The sequence below is a fragment of the Mycobacterium simiae genome (assembly GCF_010727605.1).
In the GTDB taxonomy this organism is placed as follows: domain Bacteria; phylum Actinomycetota; class Actinomycetes; order Mycobacteriales; family Mycobacteriaceae; genus Mycobacterium; species Mycobacterium simiae.
Genome location: NZ_AP022568.1, coordinates 3,363,276 through 3,380,320 on the forward strand (window position 1 = coordinate 3,363,276; position 17,045 = coordinate 3,380,320).

Below are 17,045 nucleotides of genomic sequence, written 5' to 3' on the forward strand. Positions count from 1 at the left end.
GAGTTTCCCGATGCGCTGGCCCCTTCAGCATGGTCCTTGCCGGTGCGCCCGGGAACCCCGGAAAGTCCGTAGTCGTCGCGGACTCAATGGGCCAGCTCGACACCCCGAAGCTGCCGTCGCGACGTGATGCCGAGCTTGGCGAACACCTTCCTCAGATGCCATTCGACGGTGTGCGTACTGATGAACAACTGCGCGGCGATTTCAGGATTGGTCAGGCCCGCACCGGCCAGCCGGGCGATCTGGGCTTCCTGGGCCGTCAACTCCTCGCCCGGGGCGCTTTGGCTGCCGCGCTTGCTCACCTTCTGACCGGTGACCAATAGTTCGCGGCGAGCACGCGCGGCGAACGGCTCAGCACCCATCCGCCCGAACATCTGGTGGGCGGTTTGCAACTGCACGCGAGCGTCGACGCGGCGATTACACCGCCGCAGCCACTCTCCGTAGATGAGGTGAGCGCGGGCCAAATGCACGGCGATGCGCGTCCGCTCGAGCCGTTCGATTGCCTCGCGGTAGAGGTCTTCTGCAGTGCTGCCATCGGTCAGCAATGCCCGCGACCGGAGCAAAGCGCCTGCAGCCCAATCCGTTCCGGCGGCCCGCGCCCGCTCTTCGAGTTGACGCAGCGCCTTGCCGGCCGCCGCGGATTGGCCGCTTCTGGCGGCGGCCTCGATGAGTTCGATCAAGCACCAGCCGAACAACCCGTAGTCGTCGTCTTCGCAGGCTTCCCGGGCGGCAACGAACGCCTCCTGATAGCGACCGAGACCGTTGTAAAGCACGGCCTTCGCATACCCGGTCAGGCCGATGACTCGTCCCTCGCCTCGAGACATGCCGTCGGCCGCTGCGGTCTCGATGAGTTTCACGGCGTCACCGTCGGCACCGCGCCACGCGGCGAGCAGCACCGAGTGGTATTTGACCCGGGCATCGCCCGTCGCGGCGCTGATGGCGTTGGCTTCCTCGATCAGCGCCGAGGCCGACGCGAACTCGCCGGCCTGCACGTGGACGCCGGCGCGGTACACCAGGGCATGCGGAAGCACGGCCAGTGCGCCCGCATCGCGGGCCAACCGCACCGACTCGGTGGCCAGTTGATGCCAGACGTCGTCATCCCACACTTCGTGGGCCGCCGACTCCTGCACGATGGGGAAGGCCTGCCAGAACCACCGCATCGCGTCGCCGTCGTCCCGTGCGGATTCCGCGCGGACCAGCTCCAGCGCCGCGCGCAACGCCGGCACACTTGCGGCGTGGCCATCGGTGGCGCGGATGGCGATGCCGTCCAGCAGCAAATCGACCGGCCGCGCGGGGTTCGGTCCGGCAGGTGCGGCCCGCGCCGCCCGCGCCGTCATCTGGATCCCGCCGTGCGGGCACAGCCGGCCGCCGAAGAGGGTAGCCGCGACGGCTTCGAGATACGTCTCCCGGGACAACGCGGCGTCCAGCGTCACCAGCCCACGTGCCGCGTCAAGCAGGCCGACGGCCGAGTCGGAGACGGTCGGCGCGTCCGCGGCGCCGCTGCGGCTGCGGGCGAAGGCGATCTGGGCGCGTAGTCGGGCCGACCGGGCCTGTTGCCAGGGGTCCAGTGCGGACGATTCGGCGATGGTCAGCAGCTCCTCCGCGGCGTCGAAGGCGGCCACCTCGCGTTTGGCCTGTGCGGCGGCCAACGCGCGGGCACCACGCCGACCCGGGTCGGCGGTCAGCTGCGTTGCCCGCTCCAGGAATGCGGCCGCCGCCGCCATGCCTCCTCTGGCCTGCGCGCGATCGGCAGAGCGCTCGAGTGCCGCGGCGACGGCCTCGTCGGGACCGGGCGCCGCGCTCGCCAAATGCCACGCGCGCCGGTCCGGGTCGATGACGGAGTCGGTCGCGTCGGCCAGCGCCCGATGCGCGCGGCGACGTTCCGTTAGGTCCGCGCAGCGGTACGCGGCGGAGCGCACCAGCGGGTGGCGGAAGCGCACCCGGGTGCCGAGTTCGATCAGACCCGCCGCCTCGGCCGGCCCCGCCGCATCCGACGGCAACCCCAGCCGGTCGGCGGCCCGCGCGAGCAGCGCCGCGTCGCCGACCGGTTCTGCGGCGGCGGTCAGCAATAGCTGCTGGGTTTCATCGGGCAGGGACTGGATCCGGCGCACAAACGTCTGCTCGATCTGCCCGGCTAGCGGTCGCGCGTCGGGCGGCTGGAAGCCGCCCGCGAGCTCGGCGGCCGTCAACCCGCGGGGTAACTCGAGAAGGGCCAGCGGGTTGCCCCGCGTTTCGGCCACGATCCGATCGCGCACCTGGTCGTCCAGTCGGCCTGGGATGACGGAATCCAGTAACGCCCTGGCATCGCCGGACGTCAAGCCCCGCACCGTCATTTCCGCCAGCCCAGCGAACTCGTCGTCATAGCCGTCGCGCACGGCGACGATCAAGGCGACCGGTTCGGCGATCAGCCGCCGCGCCACGAACGCCAGCGTCTGGGCCGAGATGCGGTCGATCCACTGTGCGTCGTCGACGACGACGATCAACGGTCGGCTCTCGGCCGCGGCGCCGATCAGGCTCAGCACGGCCAGCCCGACAAGGAAGCGATCGGGCGCCGGCCCTGTTCTGCGCCCGAACGCGATGTCCAATGCCTCGGATTGTGGGGCCGGCAAGCGATCGACGAAGTCGAGCAACGGTATGCAAAGTTGGTGCAGGCCAGCGAAAGCGAGCTCCATTTCGGATTCGACACCGGCGGTCCTCGCGATGCCGAAACCCGCCGCGCTGCCGGTGACGAAGTCCAGCAGCGCCGTCTTGCCGATGCCGGCCTCGCCGCGCAACACCAGGACCTGGCTCTGGCCCGCGCGGGCCGACGCCGTCAACTGCTCGAGGGTGGTGCATTCGGCGCGCCGCCCGCGCAGAGTCTGCGTTCGCCGAGAAGTCACGTACACCAGTTTGCGGGCGGTCAGGAGAAGCGGCGGGCGAGACCCTCGTCGGTGCTGGCAACCGAGTAACAGGACGCGGTCGAAATAATCGTCGGGACCAGTAGCGCCAGCACGAAGACGAACATGACGAAGCCGCGGTTGGGGGTCGTCAGCCACCCGCTCGGAAGCCGGGCGAGAGTGACGGCCAGCCAGGACGCAGCGACCGCGAGAAACAGCGTGCCCACCGTGGCAACTTTGATCGACCGCAACGCCAGCTGCGTCGGCTCGGCGGTGTTGGACAGCGAGCGGTTGAGATTTCTGGTGCGGATGTAGACCACCACCAGGTCGACGACGATGGCTAGCGCGCAGAACGTCACGATCAACCCGGTGAGCCAGAGCGCGGGCCGGTGGCCCAGTACGAAGTGCAGATAGTCGATGCTCGTCTCGCTCATGATCAGCGTTGTCGCCATCGCGGCGCCGAACGTCAGCCAGCCGCCGAGGTCCGCGAGGAAAGAGTAGGCACGGATGTCCTCCGGATCCACCTGGTGCGCCTTGTTGACCGCATGGCTGGCGAGCATCCAGCCCAGCCCGCCGAACAGTGCGGTGGTGCCGGCCGCCAGCATGCCGGTCGCCAGGGCGCCCTGGGTCCAGGCAATCGCGCAGATCCCTTGGCGATCACCATTATCGGGCGGGTGAGTGCCGCTGATGAGACTGAACAGAAAACTGCTGAGCATCAAGATCAGCACCGCCGACGCGAACAAGGCCAGCGTGTGGATGCCTTCGCGGCTGTTGCGGTCGAACAGCAGGGCGATCGCGGTGATCAGAAATCCGCCGAGCACGCCGGCCAGTTGCGAGGTCGAGGGTGCCGACGCGATCATGCTCCATTGGTCGGATGTGCAAAAGGTGTCGGGATTCATTGCCGCCGCACTCCGATGCATGCGCTCATGGCCAAACAGTAGCCAGACTTGGCGGGCAGACCGGGAAGTTTGCTGCGCGGCGTCGTCCAGTGTCGCTTCTAAATCAAGTGCTTGACTTAAAGTGGCGCGCGCCGATTAACTCTCGGTGTGGTCAACGAATTGGATGGCAAGGTCGCCATCGTCACCGGCGGCGCCTCCGGTATCGGTCGCGGTCTCGTCCAGCGGTTCGTCGCCGAGCGCGCACAGGTGGTGATCGCCGACGTCGAGTCCGACTCGGGTACGGCGCTGGCGGCATCGCTCGGCGATGCTGCCGTCTTTCGCCAGACCGACGTGTCCGACCCCGAACAGGTGGGAGCGCTGGTGGCCGACGCCGTCGAAAGGTTCGGCGGCCTGCATGTCATGGTGAACAACGCCGGGGTGTCCAGCCCGCTGCGCAGGCTGCTCGACGACGACCTCGCGGACTTTCATCGAGTGATGGGGGTCAACGTGTTGGGCGTGATGGCCGGTACCCGAGACGCCGCACGGCACATGGCCGGCCACGGCGGGGGATCGATCATCAACATGACCTCGATCGGCGGCATCCAAGCCGGCGGCGGGGTGATGGTCTACCGCGCGTCGAAAGCTGCCGTCATCCAATTCACCAAGGCCGCGGCAATTGAGTTGGCGCATCACGACATTCGAGTCAACGCGATCGCGCCCGGCAACATCCCCACCCCAATTTTGGGGAAGGCAGCGGCCGGGATGGACGCCGAGCAGCTGCAGCGATTCGAGGCTCGGATCCGCGAGACGATGCGCGATGACCGGCCGCTCAAGCGCGAGGGCACGCCCGACGACATCGCCGAGGCGGCACTGTATTTCGCGACTGACCGGTCCCGCTACGTCACCGGCACGGTGCTTCCTGTCGACGGGGGGACGGTGGCGGGCAAACCGATCCGATCCGCCAAGGGCGACGGATGATTCTCACGCCCCGTCCAGCCGCGCCACGTCGATCACGATCTTGCCCACCACGCCCTGCTGCGAGACGCGGTGCGCATCGGCGGTCTGCTCGAGGAGATAGCGGATGACGGGCAACCCGGCCGGATCACCGACCTCCAGCGCACCGGCCGCGGCCGCCGCAGTAACCGCACGCACCGAGGCCAGCTTCCCGTCCGGCTCCGTCAGGTAGGTCAGAATGTATTGCAGCCGAACGTTTTTATTCATCCCGGCGCGAGCTAGCCGGTTTCACTCCCGGCGCGTCGCGGCGAAACGCGCACCCCTACGTTTAAATCAAGCGCTTGACTTAACCGCTGGGAAGGGGGTTGACTGGGCCGATGACCACCGCCGGCCGTGCCGTTCGCACCGAGCGCGCCAGCTCCACCCAGGAGGCGATCCTGGTGGCGGCCGAACGCCTGTACGCCGAGCACGGCATGTTTGCGGTGTCCAACCGGCAGGTCAGCGAGGCAGCCGGGCAGGGCAACAACGCCGCGGTGGGCTACCACTTCGGCACCAAGGCGGACCTGGTGCGCGCCATCGAAGAAAAGCACCGCGGACCCGTCGAGCGGTTGCGGGAGCAGATGTTGGCGGAGCTGCTTGCTTCGGGCCGTGACAGCGAGATGCGCGGCTGGGTGGCCTGCCTGGTGCGCCCATTGACCGATCACCTCGAGGAGCTCGGCAACCCGACCTGGTATGCGCGTTTCGCGGCTCAGGCCATGACGGACCCGGCCTACTACAACATCATCGTCAAGGGCGCACTTAGCTCGCCCTCGCTGGTGCAGGTCGTCGACGGCATCAACCGCTGCCTGCCCAACCTTCCGGTCGACGTGCGCTTCGAGCGAAACATCATGGCCCGCAACCTGTTAATGCACACCTGCGCCGATCGCGAACGTGCGCTCGCCGCGGGTGCAGCAATGGTCCAGCCCTCCTGGCGGGCGGCCGCGTCCGGTCTCATCGACGCGATCGTGGGCCTGTGGCTGGCGCCAGTAACGCCATACGAATGAAGAGCACGCTGATGAAAGTGATTGTCGACCAGAACCTTTGCGCATCCTCAGGCAACTGCGTGATGAACGCACCCGAGGTATTCGACCAGCGCGAAGAAGACGGCGTCGTCGTTCTGCTCACCGAGCAGCCGTCGGCCGAACAGACCGAAGGGGTGCGCCAGGCCGTCGCGGCGTGCCCCGCGCACGCCATCGACCTCGAGGAATGACATGTCAGACGCGGTGACGAGCACGGGCATCTCCGAGACCGAGCCGAGCTCGGAGATTCCGGACTACCCGATGTCCCGCAACGAGCGCTGCCCGTTCGCCCCACCGCCGGATGTCATGGCCCTGGCCGAAGAGCGGCCACTGTCCCGGGTGCGGATCTGGGACGGCAGCACGCCCTGGCTCGTTACGGGTTACGAGGAAGTGCGCGAACTGTTTTCGGATTCCCGGGTCAGCGTTGACGACCGGGTGCCCGGCTTCCCGCACTGGAACGAAGGCATGCTGTCGACAGTGCACAAACGGCCCAGGTCGGTGTTCACCTCCGACGGCGAGGAGCACACCCGGTTCCGGCGAATGCTGGCCAAACCATTCACATTCCGTCGAGTTGAAGGCCTGCGGCCGACGATTCAGCGGATCACCGACGAACACATCGACACCATGCTGGCCGGTCCACAGCCCGCGGACATCGTTGCCAGCATTGCCCTTCCGGTTCCGTCGCTGGTGATCAGCCAGATGCTCGGGGTGCCCTACGAAGACGCAGAAATGTTCCAGCAGCACGCGACGATGGGGCTAGCGCGCTACGCCACCGGCGCGGACACCGCCAAGGGCGCGATGAGCCTGCACAAATACCTTGCCCAGTTGGTCGAGGCGAAGATGGAAAACCCGTCGCAGGACGCGGTTTCCGATCTCGCCGAACGGGTCAAGGCCGGCGAACTGAGCGTCAAAGAGGCCGCCCAGCTCGGCACCGGGCTGCTGATCGCCGGACACGAGACGACGGCAAACATGATCGGGCTCGGAGTGCTTGCCCTGCTGGAAAATCCCGACCAACTGGCGGTGGTCCGCGACGCCGAGGATCCGAAAGTCCTTGCCAGCGCGGTGGAGGAGTTACTGCGCTACCTGAGCATCATCCAGAACGGTCAGCGCCGCGTCGCGCTCGACGACATCCACATCGGCGGCGAGACCATCCGCGCCGGGGAGGGCATCATCATCGACCTGGCACCGGCCAACTGGGACGCCGACGCCTTCCCCGAACCGGACCGGCTGTATGTGCACCGCGCCGGGGCGGACCGCAACGTCGCCTTCGGCTACGGCCGCCATCAGTGTGTGGGCCAGCAACTGGCGCGCGCGGAGCTGCAGATCGTGTTCCAGACGCTACTGCGCCGCATCCCCACGATGGCGTTGGCCGTGCCGATCGAGGAAATCCCGTTCAAGCACGACCGACTCGCCTACGGCGTCTATGAACTGCCGGTTACGTGGTGACCTAAAGATCTTGGGCAGCCCGATGATCACGTGCGCAGTGCCGATCCAAATGGAGGGTCAATAATGTCAACGCAGACAAGCACGCTTTACCCGCCCGGAGGCTACGGCGCTCCTAAGGATCGGCGCGGTCACGCCGCGGGCAGCGATGTGGGCCTGCCCCAGGGCACCGTGGTTTTCTCGGCGGACAACCACATCTCGCTGGCCGACGATATCTTCTACGACCGCTTCCCGGACGACCTGAAGGACAAGGCGCCCCGGATCTGGTATGAGGATGGCGCGTACCAGCTCGGCCGCAAGGGGCAGTCTTTTTTGCCCGGCGACTTCAGTGCCGTGCTGATGCAGTACGACGACCTACCCGGCGCCGCGAGCACCAACATCGAGGCCCGCATCGAGGAACTACGCGAGGACGGTGTCGACAAGGAACTGGCCTTCCCCAACGCGGTGCTGGCGCTGTTTCACTATCCCGATAAGAAGCTGCGCGAATTGGCTTTCCGTATCTACAACGAGTACATCGCCGAGTTGCAAGAGCGATCCGACGGGCACTTCTATGGCGCGGGACTGATCAACTGGTGGGAACCCGAAGGCGCCAGACGCACGCTGTCCGAGCTGAAGTCGTTGGGAATCAAGACGTTTCTGTTGCCCCTGAACCCCGGCAAGGACGACGACGGCAACGTGATCGACTACGGCAGCACTGCGATGAAGCCGGTCTGGGACGAGATCGAAGCCGCCGGACTGCCGGTGACCCACCACATCGGCGAGACCCCACCGAAAACCCCGTGTCAGTTCAACAGCGTGGTGGTCGGCATGATGATCAACGTCGACGGCTTCCGCGAGCAGTTCGCCAAGTACCTCTTCACCGGGATTCTCGACGACCACCCCGGGCTGCGGATCGGCTGGTTCGAAGGTGGGATCGCCTGGGTGCCGTGGGCTCTGCAAGACGCCGAGCACCTGGTCGCCTCCTACCAGCACATGTTCAACCGGTCGCTGCAGCACGACGTGCGTCATTACTGGGACACGCACATGAGTGCGTCATTCATGGTCGACCCGCTGGGTCTGCAGCTGATCGACCGGATCGGCGTGGACAAGGTGATGTGGTCCAGCGACTACCCGCACAACGAAAGCACGTACGGCTACTCCGAAAAGTCGCTGAAGGCCGTCGTTGACGCGGTGGGCCCGACCGATGCGGTGAAGGTCGTCAGCGACAACATCACGGCATTCCTGGGCCTGTAGTGACGACGTTCGCACAACCGGACACCGGTCCCGGCCTGGTGATCCCGGAGACACCCGACCTGGCGCGGCTGCGCCGCGACACCGGCGCACGGTTGCGATCGGCCATGGCCGACCGCGGCGTCGACGCCATGATCCTGCTGGGCAACAATGCCGTCGTCTACGCCACCGGCGCCAGTTGGCCGCTGGGCGATGCCGGGCTTTCCTACGTCGAACGCCCCGTCGCCGTCGTGCTCGCCGACGACGACTGGCCACACCTGTTCCTGCCGTTCCGGGAAGGAGCCGCGCACGAGTCGGGCCTACCCGGCGATCACCTCCACGGCCCGGTATACCTGGAATTCGAGGAAGGTGTCCTCGAATTCGCGCGAACGACCGCCGACCTGATTCGGCCCGGCGCGGTGGTCGCGGTCGACGAATGCACAGGCGCGATGTCGCGTGCCATGAATCTGCTCTTCCCCTCCGGCGCCCCGATAGACGCCGCCGCCATCGTCAGCGCGGCCAAGTCCGTCAAGACCCCGGATGAACTGTCGTGCATGCGGACCGCCATCCGGATCACCGACGAAGCGATGGTCGAAGTCCAGAAGCGATTGGCGCCGGGGGTGCGCCAGATCGATTTGTCGGCAAGCTTTTTGCGTCGTGCCTTCGAGCTGGGAGCCACAGCCAGCATGCTCGAGCCGATCTGGCAGGTGATGCCGCCGAGCAAGTCAGAGGGCGTGTGGACGACACACGGCGACTTGGCCCTGCCACTGCTGAGCACCGAACGCGCACTCGCCGAGGGGGACGTGCTGTGGACCGACGTCAGCATCACCTACCAGGGTTACTGCTCCGACTTCGGTCGCACCTGGATCGTCGGACGTAACCCGTCGGCGCGACAACAGGCACAGTTCGACAAATGGTTGGAGATCATGACCGCCGTGCTGGGTGTGGCCAGGGCCGGCGCCACCGCGGCAGACCTCGGCCGAGCCGCGACCGCGGCCAACGGCGGCACCAGGCCATGGCTGCCGCACTTCTATCTGGGCCACGGCATCGGCGTCAACGCCGCCGAAATGCCGATGATTGGAACCGATTTGGGCCAGGAGTTCGACGAAAGCTTCGTTTTGCAATCCGGGATGGTGCTGGTTCTCGAGCCGGTGGTGTGGGAGGACGGCACCGGCGGTTACCGCAGCGAAGAGGTCCTGGTCATTACCGAGGAAGGCTGGATCCGGTTGACCGACTACCCCTATGACCCCTACGGCCATGTCAACTGAAGTCCTGCCCGATGAGCGCACGCTGCGCCTGGGGCGTCGCCAGCGGGCGCTGGAACAGATGGCCGCACACGATCTCGACGTGCTGGTGCTCGGCCGGCAAGCGAATGTCCGGTATGTGACCGGGGCGCCGCAGCTGTGGGTCGCGGGCACCCGCCCCTTCGGCCCGACCTGTGTCGTCGTACGCGAGACCGGCGCCGTACACCTGCTGAGCACCTGGGACGAGGGCGTGCCCGAGGATATCCCGCACGACAACCTGTACGGCATCTCGTGGAACCCGGTAAACACCATGGCGGCGGTAAGCCGTATCGATGGAGCGGCGACGGCCCGACGTGTCGGAACCGACGCAATCTCACCGGCTTTCGCGCAGCTGCTGCCCACCGCGTTTCCCAACGCGCAGCTGGTGGACGGCGAGCTGGCCATGCGGGCGGCCCGGCGCATCAAGACCTCCGAGGAGATCGCCGCGTTGCGGGAATCGGTCGTGGTGGCCGAGGCGGCCCTGGCGGCCGCGGTCACGGAGCTGCGTCCCGGCGTCACCGAGCAGGCGCTGGCCGGCGCCCTGCTAGAGGCAGCAGCCGCGGGCGGGGTGAGCACCCCGTCGAATCAAGATGTGGCCTGGGTGACGTCGCGCACGCATTCGTGGCGGCGCGCCGACGGTGGCGGCCGCGTACAGGACGGCGACCTGGTGGCATTCTCCGCCGGTGTTCTCGCCGGGGGCTACGTCGGCGAGGTCGGCCGCACCTGGCCGGCCGATACGCGGCGGCCCCCACGCGGCGCCGCGGCCCTGCACAGTAGGTGGGAAAGCCTGTGGGGCAAATTGTTTGACGCCTGCCGCCCGGGCGCGCGAGCAGGCGGCCTGCTCGGCGCGTATCACGCCGCCGGGGAGCCGGAACCGCCGATGCCGGTGGCCCGCGGCCTGGGCATGGGCTTCGATCCGCCGGTCGTCTCGAAGCATCTGCCCGCGACCGCCGCCGGGGAGCAGCTGGAACCGGGAATGGTGCTCGCCGTCACCGGATATGTGTGGCAGGAAGGAGTCGGCGCGATCTTCGGGCGAGAAGCGGTCCTGATCACCGCCGGCGGTTGCGAGGTGCTCACCGCTAGCCCGTTCTGGCAACCCTAGCCATGCCCGGCCCGGCAGAATCACCGGCCGAAAAGATTATTCGGTACGACGGCCAGTGGTACGCCAGCCCGAACTCCGGTACTCGTGGGCTGCAGGGCTGCAAGAAGATCAGCATCCTCGAGGCGAAGGGCGACGCGGTCAACGACAACGACGAGAAGTTCCCCGCCGGGCTGCCCCGGAGCAAGAATGCACGAAAGACGGCGTGCGAGGACACCAAAGCAGCCAACGGCGCCAAGTCGAAGAGAATGAATCCGTGACGCAGCGCCGCGTCGAGCCGCCGCTGACCGGTTATTCGGTGGTCGATCTGTCCACCGGGATAGCCGGCGCGTATTGCACAAAGTTACTGGCCGACGGCGGTGCCGACATCGTGAAAACCGAACCGCCCGAGGGTGATCCGTTGCGCCGATGGTCGGCCTCGGGGGCATCCGTCCCCGACGGTGCCGACGGTGCGCTGTTTAGCTTTCTGGCCGGTGCTAAGCACAGCGTCGTCGCCGATCCCGACCGCGAATGCGACACTGCCCTGGTCAACCGGTTACTGGCCGCGGCGGACGCGGTCGTGTGGTCTCGAGGCTCGCGACTGGCCGACCAACCGGAGTTCACCCCACATGCCATCCGTGCGCGCCACCCGCACCTGACGGTCACCGCGATCACACCGTTCGGGCTCGATGGCCCCTGGCGCGACCGCGCCGCAACCGAATTCACGCTGCAGGCGTGGTCGGGCGGAATCGTCGGGCTAGGCCGGGGCGAGCAGCAACGCGCCCCGGTGTTCATCGGCGGTCAGGTCGGCGAGTACCTGGCCGGGGCGTTCGCGAGCGTGGCCACCCTGGCATCGCGGTGGCGCGGCATCGACGGCGGGGCAGGCGAACTGGTGGACCTGTCGATGCTGGAAGCGCAGATTCTCTGCCTCACCTACCACCCGGTCACTTATTACGAGATGCTTGGGCGGCCGTGGCGCGATGCACGCCGGCCGACAGTACCGGGCGTCGCCCAGGCCAAAGACGGCCTGGTGGATCTCGGCTGCGGTACCGCACAGCAGTGGTTCGACTTGTGTGCCATGGTGGGTCACCCCGAGTGGATCGACGAAGACTCGCCGCTGTCCATCACCGAGCTGGCCAATGTGTACTCCGACGAGATCTTCGCGTGGATCGCGAGTACCCCGGCCAACGAAATCCGGGAATTGGCAACGGCATTCCGCATTCCTAACGCGCCGGTCGCCAACGGTGCCAACGTCACCTCGTTCGACCAATTCGTGGAGCGGGGTTCGTTCGTCCACAATCCGCGCGATGGGTTTCAGCAACCCGATCACCCGTACCGGATGCGTCCCGCGCGGCTGCGGCCGCCGCATCCCGCGCCGCGGTTGGGCGAACACACCGAGCACTACCGCGCCGCGAAGCTGCCCGTTCGGCCGGCCCCCACCGGGGCGGCAAAAGTGCTGCCGCTGCGCGGTCTTCGGGTACTGGACTTGACCACCTTCTGGGCGGGTCCGTGCGGCACCCATTTCCTGGCCATGCTTGGCGCGGAGGTCATCCACGTCGAATCCACCCGCCGGCCGGACGGCACCCGCCTGATCGCCGGGATACCGACCACCGAAGACCGGTGGTGGGAGAAGTCGCCCATCTTCCAGGCCCTCAACACCAACAAAAAGGGACTCACCCTGGACCTGCAGCACGCGCGCGGCCGAGAGGTGTTGCGCAGACTCATCGAAACATGTGACGTGATCGTGGAAAACTTCACACCCCGGGTGCTCGACCAGACCGGCCTGGACTTCGCCGCGGTCCAGTCGCTGCGACCCGACGCGGTACTGGTGCGCATGCCCGGCTTCGGCCTGGACGGACCGTGGCGGGACAACCCGGCCTTCGCCTACGTCATCGAGGCCGCGTCCGGGGTCAGTTGGCTGACCGGTTATCCGGACCGGACCCCATATGACCCGTATTCGGTCGGTGACCCCAACGCCGGGGTGCACGCGGTCAACGCCGTGCTGCTGGCGCTGGAGCATCGTCGTCGCACCGGCGAAGGCGTGTTCGTCGAAGCGGCGATGGTCGATGCTGCGCTCAACATCGCGGCCGAGCAGGTCATCGAGTATTCCGCATACGGGGCACTGCTCGAGCGAGCCGGCAATCGGGGGCCCAGCGCGGCGCCGCAGAACCTGTACCGCAGCGCCGACATCGACGAGTTCGGCCGGCTCGACAGTTGGGTCGCCATTGCCGTGGCCACCGACGAGCACTGGGCGAGGCTGTGCCGCGCGCTCGGAACGCCGTCGTGGGCAGACGACCCGGCACTCGCCACGGCGAGCGGCCGGCACGAGCACCACGACGTCATCGACGACTACCTCGCCGCCTGGTGCCAAGCGCGCAGCCGCGACGAGATCATCGCAACGCTGTGGGACGCCGGTGTCCCGGTGGCCAAGGTGCTGCAACCGCATCGGCAAACCGAGTTGGCACAGCTGAGGTTTCGCGGCTTCTTTGAAGAAGTCGACCATCCGATAGGCAACCGGGCTAGGCTCAGCACCGTGCCAATGAGGTTGTCGGGCGGCCCCCAGCTCTTTCACACTCGGCCCGCCCCAATGCTGGGACAGCACAATCACGAGTTGCTCGCCGAGTTGGGTATGAGCGCGGCAGAGATAGCGGAGCTGGAAGCCGAGAACGTTATCGGCACCGAACCGGCGCTGCGGGCGGCGATCTGAGCCGCGATGGCGATCGATCCCTCGGACATTCTGCTCACCGACCGGGTCGCGGTCGTGACCGGTGGCGGGTCAGGGATCGGCCGCGGCATCGCCGCCGGAATGGTCGCCTTCGGTGCCCAGGTGGCGGTCTGGGAGCGAGACCCGCAGACCTGCGCTCGGGTGGCGGAATCGATTGGCGCCCTTGGCCTTGTCACCGATGTCCGGGACAGCGATCAGGTCGACGCCGCGCTGCAGCGGACCACCGCCGAACTCGGGGCACCCACCATCCTGGTCAACAATGCCGGTGGAGTATTCTCGTCGCCACTGCTGGAGACCAGCGAAAACGGCTGGGACGCACTGTATAAGGCTAACCTTCGCCACGTGCTGCTCTGCACTCAGCGCGTCGCGCGGCAATTGGTCGCCGCCGACCTGCCCGGCAGCATCGTCTCTGTTACGTCGATCGAAGGCGTGCGTGCCGCCCCGGGCTATGCGGCCTACGCCGCCGCCAAGGCCGGCGTCATCAACTACACCAAGACCGCCGCGCTGGAACTGGCGCCGCATGGCATCCGGGTCAACGCGATAGCGCCCGATATCACCCTGACTGAGGGTCTGGCCGCGCTGAACAGCGACGGTGCGGCGGCCGCGATGGCCGACATCGTCCCGATCGGCCGCGCGGGCCATGTCGATGAAATCGCGGCTACAGCAGTATTTTTGGCGTCCGACATGTCGGTCTATCTCACCGGGCAGACACTACATGTCGACGGCGGCACCCACGCGGCCGGCGGTTGGTATCACGACCGGCAGACCGGTGCCTATCGGCTGGGACCGCCGGTCTAGTGTTTCCAGCCCTCGGCGGCTTGGTCGTCGAAGGTGCGGTCGATGCGTTCGAACCTGCGCTTAATCGACGCCCGCGCCGCCTCGTGTGGCAGGATGTAGAGCCGGTTGGCCAGAATTGCGTCGGCGGTCAATTGCGCCACGTTGTGGACCGACACCGTGTCGTCCTGCGTCGGCGGGAGAGGCCCGAACGCTTCGGTCAGGTCGGGTGTGGACGCCAGTCCGTAATCGGCGCCGCGGATCCGTTCGGAGTTGGCGACCAACTTGGTCTCGATGACCATCGGGCACAGCACCGAGACGCCGATGCCGTGGTCCTTCAGCTCACGCGCCAGCGTTTCCGCCAGCCCCACGACGCCATACTTGGCAACCCCGTACGCCCCGAGGCCGGTGTTGGGCACCAACCCGGCGAAAGACGCGGTGAAGGCAACGTGGCCGCCCTTGCCCTGCTCGATGAGCCGCGGCACGAACGCCTCGACCGCATGGATCGAACCCCACAAATCGATGTCGATCACCCAACGCCAGTCCTCGTGCGTCATCGCCACGAGCGGACCGGCGACAACGATGCCGGCGTTGCTGAACACGACGTCGACCTGGCCGAGCAGGCAGAAGGCCTGGTCAGCCAGGCGGACCATCTCTTCGAGATGGCGCACGTCGCAGGTCACGCCATGGGCGTCGATGCCCTCGGTCTTCAGGTGCGCGACGGCCCGCTCCAGTGCCGCGGTGTCAACGTCGGCCAGCACTATGCGAGCGCCGCGGCGGGCAAATTCGGTGGCGGTGGCCAATCCGATACCGCTGGCACCACCGGTGATGACTGCCCCGCGACCCGCGAAATCGGAGGTGTATCCGTCCATGGGTCCCGAGCGTATGCCCACACGCGGGCGTGCTGTGAGTGGCATCATATAGATAGCGCCCTAACTATTAGGGCACCATGTACTCATGGCCGCGCCGACCGCACCCGAAGTGGATCCGCTGGCCCTGGAACAGCAGGTGTGCTTCGCATTGGCGACCACGAACCGGGCGGTCTTGGCGGTGTATCGGCCGCTGCTGGAGCCGCTGGGTCTGACACATCCGCAATACCTGGTGATGCTGGCGCTGTGGGATCATCGCAAATCGCCCGCGGCGGAGCAGTTCCCGATGTCGGTCAAGCAGATCGCCGCGGCATTGCAGTTGGATTCCGCCACGTTGTCGCCGATGCTCAAGCGGTTGGAGGGTCTGGGACTGATCAGCCGCGCCAAGAATCCGGCCGACGAGCGCACCACCGACGTCAAGCTCACCGAACATGGCATCGCCCTACGGGAGCGGGCGCTCGAAATTCCGCCCGCCGTCGTGGCACGTTTGGGCGTCGATCTGGCCGAACTGCAGCATCTCCACCAGGTGCTCACCCGCATCAACGCCGCCGCGGTCGCGGCGGGCGCCCTACAGTCGTGACAATCTGCATCCCCGAGGAGCGAATATGACCGCCGAAAAGCCCAATCTTTGGCAGTACGTCTGCTACTGCTACGGGCGGCGCCTACCGGATTCGATGCGCAGCTGGGTTGCGCGGGATCTGGCCGGCCAGGGTGCCATCCGGCGGCACATGATCAGGTGGGCCATACCGCCACTGGTGGTGCTGGCTCCACTGTGGTTGCTGCCCGCATCGCTCTACGTGCATACCGAGATGACTGCACCGCTCTACATCTGGGCGTTGCTGATATCCCTTGCGCTGAACAAGGTTTGGCGCCGACACCGATTGCAGGACCACGGGCTGGACCCGAATCTGGTCGATGTGATCAACCGGCGCAAGCAGGCACGGATGCACGAGGACTACATCCGCCGTTACGGTCCGCGACCCGAGTCGGCGGAGTGGCAGAACAACAGCAGCCCGTTTTAACGGCTACTTCAGGCAGCTGCCGGCGTCGATCGGCAGGGTGACGCCGGTGACGTAACGCGACTCGTCGGAGGCAAAGAACAGCACCGCATTGCTGACGTCGATCGGGTCTACCCACGGGATCGGCAGGGTGTGGAACATCTGGCAAATCGGTGCCATGTCGTCCGGGCCGGGGTTCTCCAGGTCCGGCCGGAACATCTTCCAGGTGCCCTCGTTCATGATCATCGGCGTGCTGACGTGAGTAGGGTGCACGGAGTTGACGCGAATCATGTGCTGACCCAGTTCGACTCCGAACGCACGCATCAATCCGACCACGCCGTGCTTGGCGGCGACGTAGTGACCGGTGTGCGGGTAGGCCTTCAGGCCGCCGACCGAGCTGGTCAGGATGATCGATCCGCCGCGTCCGCCCGCGAGGATATGCGGGACACCGGCTTTCACCGATTTCCACACGCCGGACAGGTTGACGTCGATCATCTCCGTCCAGTCTTGCTCGCTGGTTTTGTCCAGCGTTTCGCCGCCGTTGCCGATTCCCGCGTTGGCGACGATGACGTCGAGGCGCCCCAGCTGCTCGACGCCGAAGTCCACGGCCGCCTTCAGCGCGTCGAAGTCACGCACATCGACCTCGGCCGTATAGATCCTGCGGTTGTGGCCCTTCACCAGGTCGGCCGTCTCGGCCAGGTCTTCGGGCGTCGAGGCGGGGATCGCCGAGCCCTCGACGGCACCCTCCCGGATGGGCTTACAGATGTCGACGGCGATGATGTCGGCACCCTCCTGCGCCAACCGCACCGCGTGGCTGCGGCCCTGGCCACGCGCCGCCCCGGTGACGAAAGCGACCTTGCCTTCAACACGTCCAGTCATCGCTACCTCACTTCGTTGTTCGAA

At 66.8% G+C, this 17,045-nt stretch carries 17 protein-coding genes; 12 read left to right on the forward strand and 5 right to left on the reverse strand.

What is annotated here, in order from left to right; genetic code table 11:
* Nucleotides 1-83: 83 nt before the first annotated feature.
* Together G6N33_RS15740 and G6N33_RS15745 are read right to left on the reverse strand one after the other, a co-directional pair.
* A complete protein-coding gene (locus tag G6N33_RS15740; protein ID WP_408632730.1) occupies nt 84-2,876 on the reverse strand; it encodes an ATP-binding protein in 2,793 nt (930 codons plus the stop codon).
* Between the two features lie 20 nt (nt 2,877-2,896).
* The gene (locus G6N33_RS15745) at nt 2,897-3,772 is read right to left on the reverse strand and encodes a hypothetical protein (protein WP_044508419.1); all 876 of its coding nucleotides are present in this window, start codon (nt 3,770-3,772) and stop codon (nt 2,897-2,899) included.
* A gap of 147 nt (nt 3,773-3,919) precedes the next feature.
* Between G6N33_RS15745 and G6N33_RS15750 the strand changes: the two genes are divergently transcribed.
* Nucleotides 3,920-4,729 carry an SDR family NAD(P)-dependent oxidoreductase gene (locus tag G6N33_RS15750; RefSeq protein WP_044508418.1) on the forward strand — a complete coding sequence of 270 codons (810 nt, stop codon included), beginning with the start codon at nt 3,920-3,922 and terminating at the stop codon, nt 4,727-4,729.
* Between the two features lie 3 nt (nt 4,730-4,732).
* Here G6N33_RS15750 and G6N33_RS15755 read toward each other — a convergent pair whose 3' ends face one another.
* Nucleotides 4,733-4,972: an MDR/zinc-dependent alcohol dehydrogenase-like family protein gene (locus G6N33_RS15755; RefSeq protein ID WP_044508417.1), complete on the reverse strand. Its 240-nt coding sequence runs from the start codon at nt 4,970-4,972 to the stop codon at nt 4,733-4,735.
* A 110-nt stretch (nt 4,973-5,082) separates the two neighbouring features.
* Between G6N33_RS15755 and G6N33_RS15760 the strand changes: the two genes are divergently transcribed.
* The 9 genes from G6N33_RS15760 (at nt 5,083) to G6N33_RS15800 (ending at nt 14,299) form a co-directional block, all read left to right on the forward strand.
* Nucleotides 5,083-5,748 carry a TetR/AcrR family transcriptional regulator gene (locus G6N33_RS15760; protein ID WP_044508416.1) on the forward strand — a complete coding sequence of 222 codons (666 nt, stop codon included), beginning with the start codon at nt 5,083-5,085 and terminating at the stop codon, nt 5,746-5,748.
* An 11-nt stretch (nt 5,749-5,759) separates the two neighbouring features.
* On the forward strand, nt 5,760-5,954 hold the full coding sequence (locus tag G6N33_RS15765) for a ferredoxin (RefSeq protein ID WP_044512409.1): 195 nt from the start codon (nt 5,760-5,762) through the stop codon (nt 5,952-5,954).
* Nucleotide 5,955: 1 nt separating this feature from the next.
* Complete coding sequence (locus G6N33_RS15770; protein ID WP_044508415.1) at nt 5,956-7,209, forward strand: cytochrome P450; 1,254 nt, start codon at nt 5,956-5,958, stop codon at nt 7,207-7,209.
* A gap of 168 nt (nt 7,210-7,377) precedes the next feature.
* Nucleotides 7,378-8,439, forward strand: coding sequence for an amidohydrolase family protein (locus G6N33_RS15775; protein ID WP_179962711.1), 1,062 nt, complete (start codon nt 7,378-7,380; stop codon nt 8,437-8,439).
* A complete protein-coding gene (locus G6N33_RS15780) occupies nt 8,439-9,683 on the forward strand; it encodes a M24 family metallopeptidase (RefSeq protein ID WP_044508413.1) in 1,245 nt (414 codons plus the stop codon). The genes G6N33_RS15775 and G6N33_RS15780 overlap by 1 nt, the downstream gene beginning before the upstream one ends.
* A complete protein-coding gene (locus tag G6N33_RS15785; protein ID WP_101528633.1) occupies nt 9,673-10,800 on the forward strand; it encodes a M24 family metallopeptidase in 1,128 nt (375 codons plus the stop codon). Before G6N33_RS15780 ends, G6N33_RS15785 begins: the two co-directional genes overlap by 11 nt.
* Nucleotides 10,801-10,802: 2 nt before the next feature.
* Entirely contained in the window at nt 10,803-11,057 is a 255-nt protein-coding gene (locus G6N33_RS15790; RefSeq protein WP_044508412.1) for a hypothetical protein, read from the forward strand.
* Complete coding sequence (locus G6N33_RS15795) at nt 11,054-13,483, forward strand: CaiB/BaiF CoA-transferase family protein (RefSeq protein ID WP_101528632.1); 2,430 nt, start codon at nt 11,054-11,056, stop codon at nt 13,481-13,483. Before G6N33_RS15790 ends, G6N33_RS15795 begins: the two co-directional genes overlap by 4 nt.
* 6 nt (nt 13,484-13,489) lie before the next feature.
* Complete coding sequence (locus G6N33_RS15800; RefSeq protein WP_044508411.1) at nt 13,490-14,299, forward strand: SDR family NAD(P)-dependent oxidoreductase; 810 nt, start codon at nt 13,490-13,492, stop codon at nt 14,297-14,299.
* On the opposite strand, the gene G6N33_RS15805 is transcribed toward G6N33_RS15800, so the two are convergent.
* Complete coding sequence (locus G6N33_RS15805; protein ID WP_044508410.1) at nt 14,296-15,147, reverse strand: SDR family NAD(P)-dependent oxidoreductase; 852 nt, start codon at nt 15,145-15,147, stop codon at nt 14,296-14,298. The two genes, G6N33_RS15800 and G6N33_RS15805, sit on opposite strands and share 4 nt — an antisense overlap.
* A gap of 85 nt (nt 15,148-15,232) precedes the next feature.
* Here G6N33_RS15805 and G6N33_RS15810 point away from each other — a divergent pair, with 85 nt between their 5' ends.
* Together G6N33_RS15810 and G6N33_RS15815 are read left to right on the forward strand one after the other, a co-directional pair.
* On the forward strand, nt 15,233-15,724 hold the full coding sequence (locus tag G6N33_RS15810; protein WP_044508409.1) for a MarR family winged helix-turn-helix transcriptional regulator: 492 nt from the start codon (nt 15,233-15,235) through the stop codon (nt 15,722-15,724).
* A gap of 25 nt (nt 15,725-15,749) precedes the next feature.
* Entirely contained in the window at nt 15,750-16,166 is a 417-nt protein-coding gene (locus tag G6N33_RS15815; RefSeq protein WP_044508408.1) for a DUF5313 domain-containing protein, read from the forward strand.
* A 3-nt stretch (nt 16,167-16,169) separates the two neighbouring features.
* Here the strand turns inward: G6N33_RS15815 and G6N33_RS15820 are convergent, their stop codons facing one another.
* Nucleotides 16,170-17,021, reverse strand: a complete 852-nt coding sequence (locus G6N33_RS15820; protein WP_044508407.1) for a mycofactocin-coupled SDR family oxidoreductase — start codon at nt 17,019-17,021, stop codon at nt 16,170-16,172.
* Between the last annotated feature and the right edge of the window lie 24 nt (nt 17,022-17,045).

Coding starts and splice junctions, on each gene's coding strand:
- G6N33_RS15745 (WP_044508419.1), bottom strand. CDS start 3,772: ATGAATCCCGACACCTTTTGCACATCCGACCAATGGAGCATGATCGCG.
- G6N33_RS15755 (WP_044508417.1), bottom strand. CDS start 4,972: ATGAATAAAAACGTTCGGCTGCAATACATTCTGACCTACCTGACGGAG.
- G6N33_RS15760 (WP_044508416.1), top strand. CDS start 5,083: ATGACCACCGCCGGCCGTGCCGTTCGCACCGAGCGCGCCAGCTCCACC.
- G6N33_RS15765 (WP_044512409.1), top strand. CDS start 5,760: ATGAAAGTGATTGTCGACCAGAACCTTTGCGCATCCTCAGGCAACTGC.
- G6N33_RS15770 (WP_044508415.1), top strand. CDS start 5,956: ATGTCAGACGCGGTGACGAGCACGGGCATCTCCGAGACCGAGCCGAGC.
- G6N33_RS15785 (WP_101528633.1), top strand. CDS start 9,673: ATGTCAACTGAAGTCCTGCCCGATGAGCGCACGCTGCGCCTGGGGCGT.
- G6N33_RS15790 (WP_044508412.1), top strand. CDS start 10,803: ATGCCCGGCCCGGCAGAATCACCGGCCGAAAAGATTATTCGGTACGAC.
- G6N33_RS15800 (WP_044508411.1), top strand. CDS start 13,490: ATGGCGATCGATCCCTCGGACATTCTGCTCACCGACCGGGTCGCGGTC.
- G6N33_RS15805 (WP_044508410.1), bottom strand. CDS start 15,147: ATGGACGGATACACCTCCGATTTCGCGGGTCGCGGGGCAGTCATCACC.
- G6N33_RS15810 (WP_044508409.1), top strand. CDS start 15,233: ATGGCCGCGCCGACCGCACCCGAAGTGGATCCGCTGGCCCTGGAACAG.
- G6N33_RS15815 (WP_044508408.1), top strand. CDS start 15,750: ATGACCGCCGAAAAGCCCAATCTTTGGCAGTACGTCTGCTACTGCTAC.
- G6N33_RS15820 (WP_044508407.1), bottom strand. CDS start 17,021: ATGACTGGACGTGTTGAAGGCAAGGTCGCTTTCGTCACCGGGGCGGCG.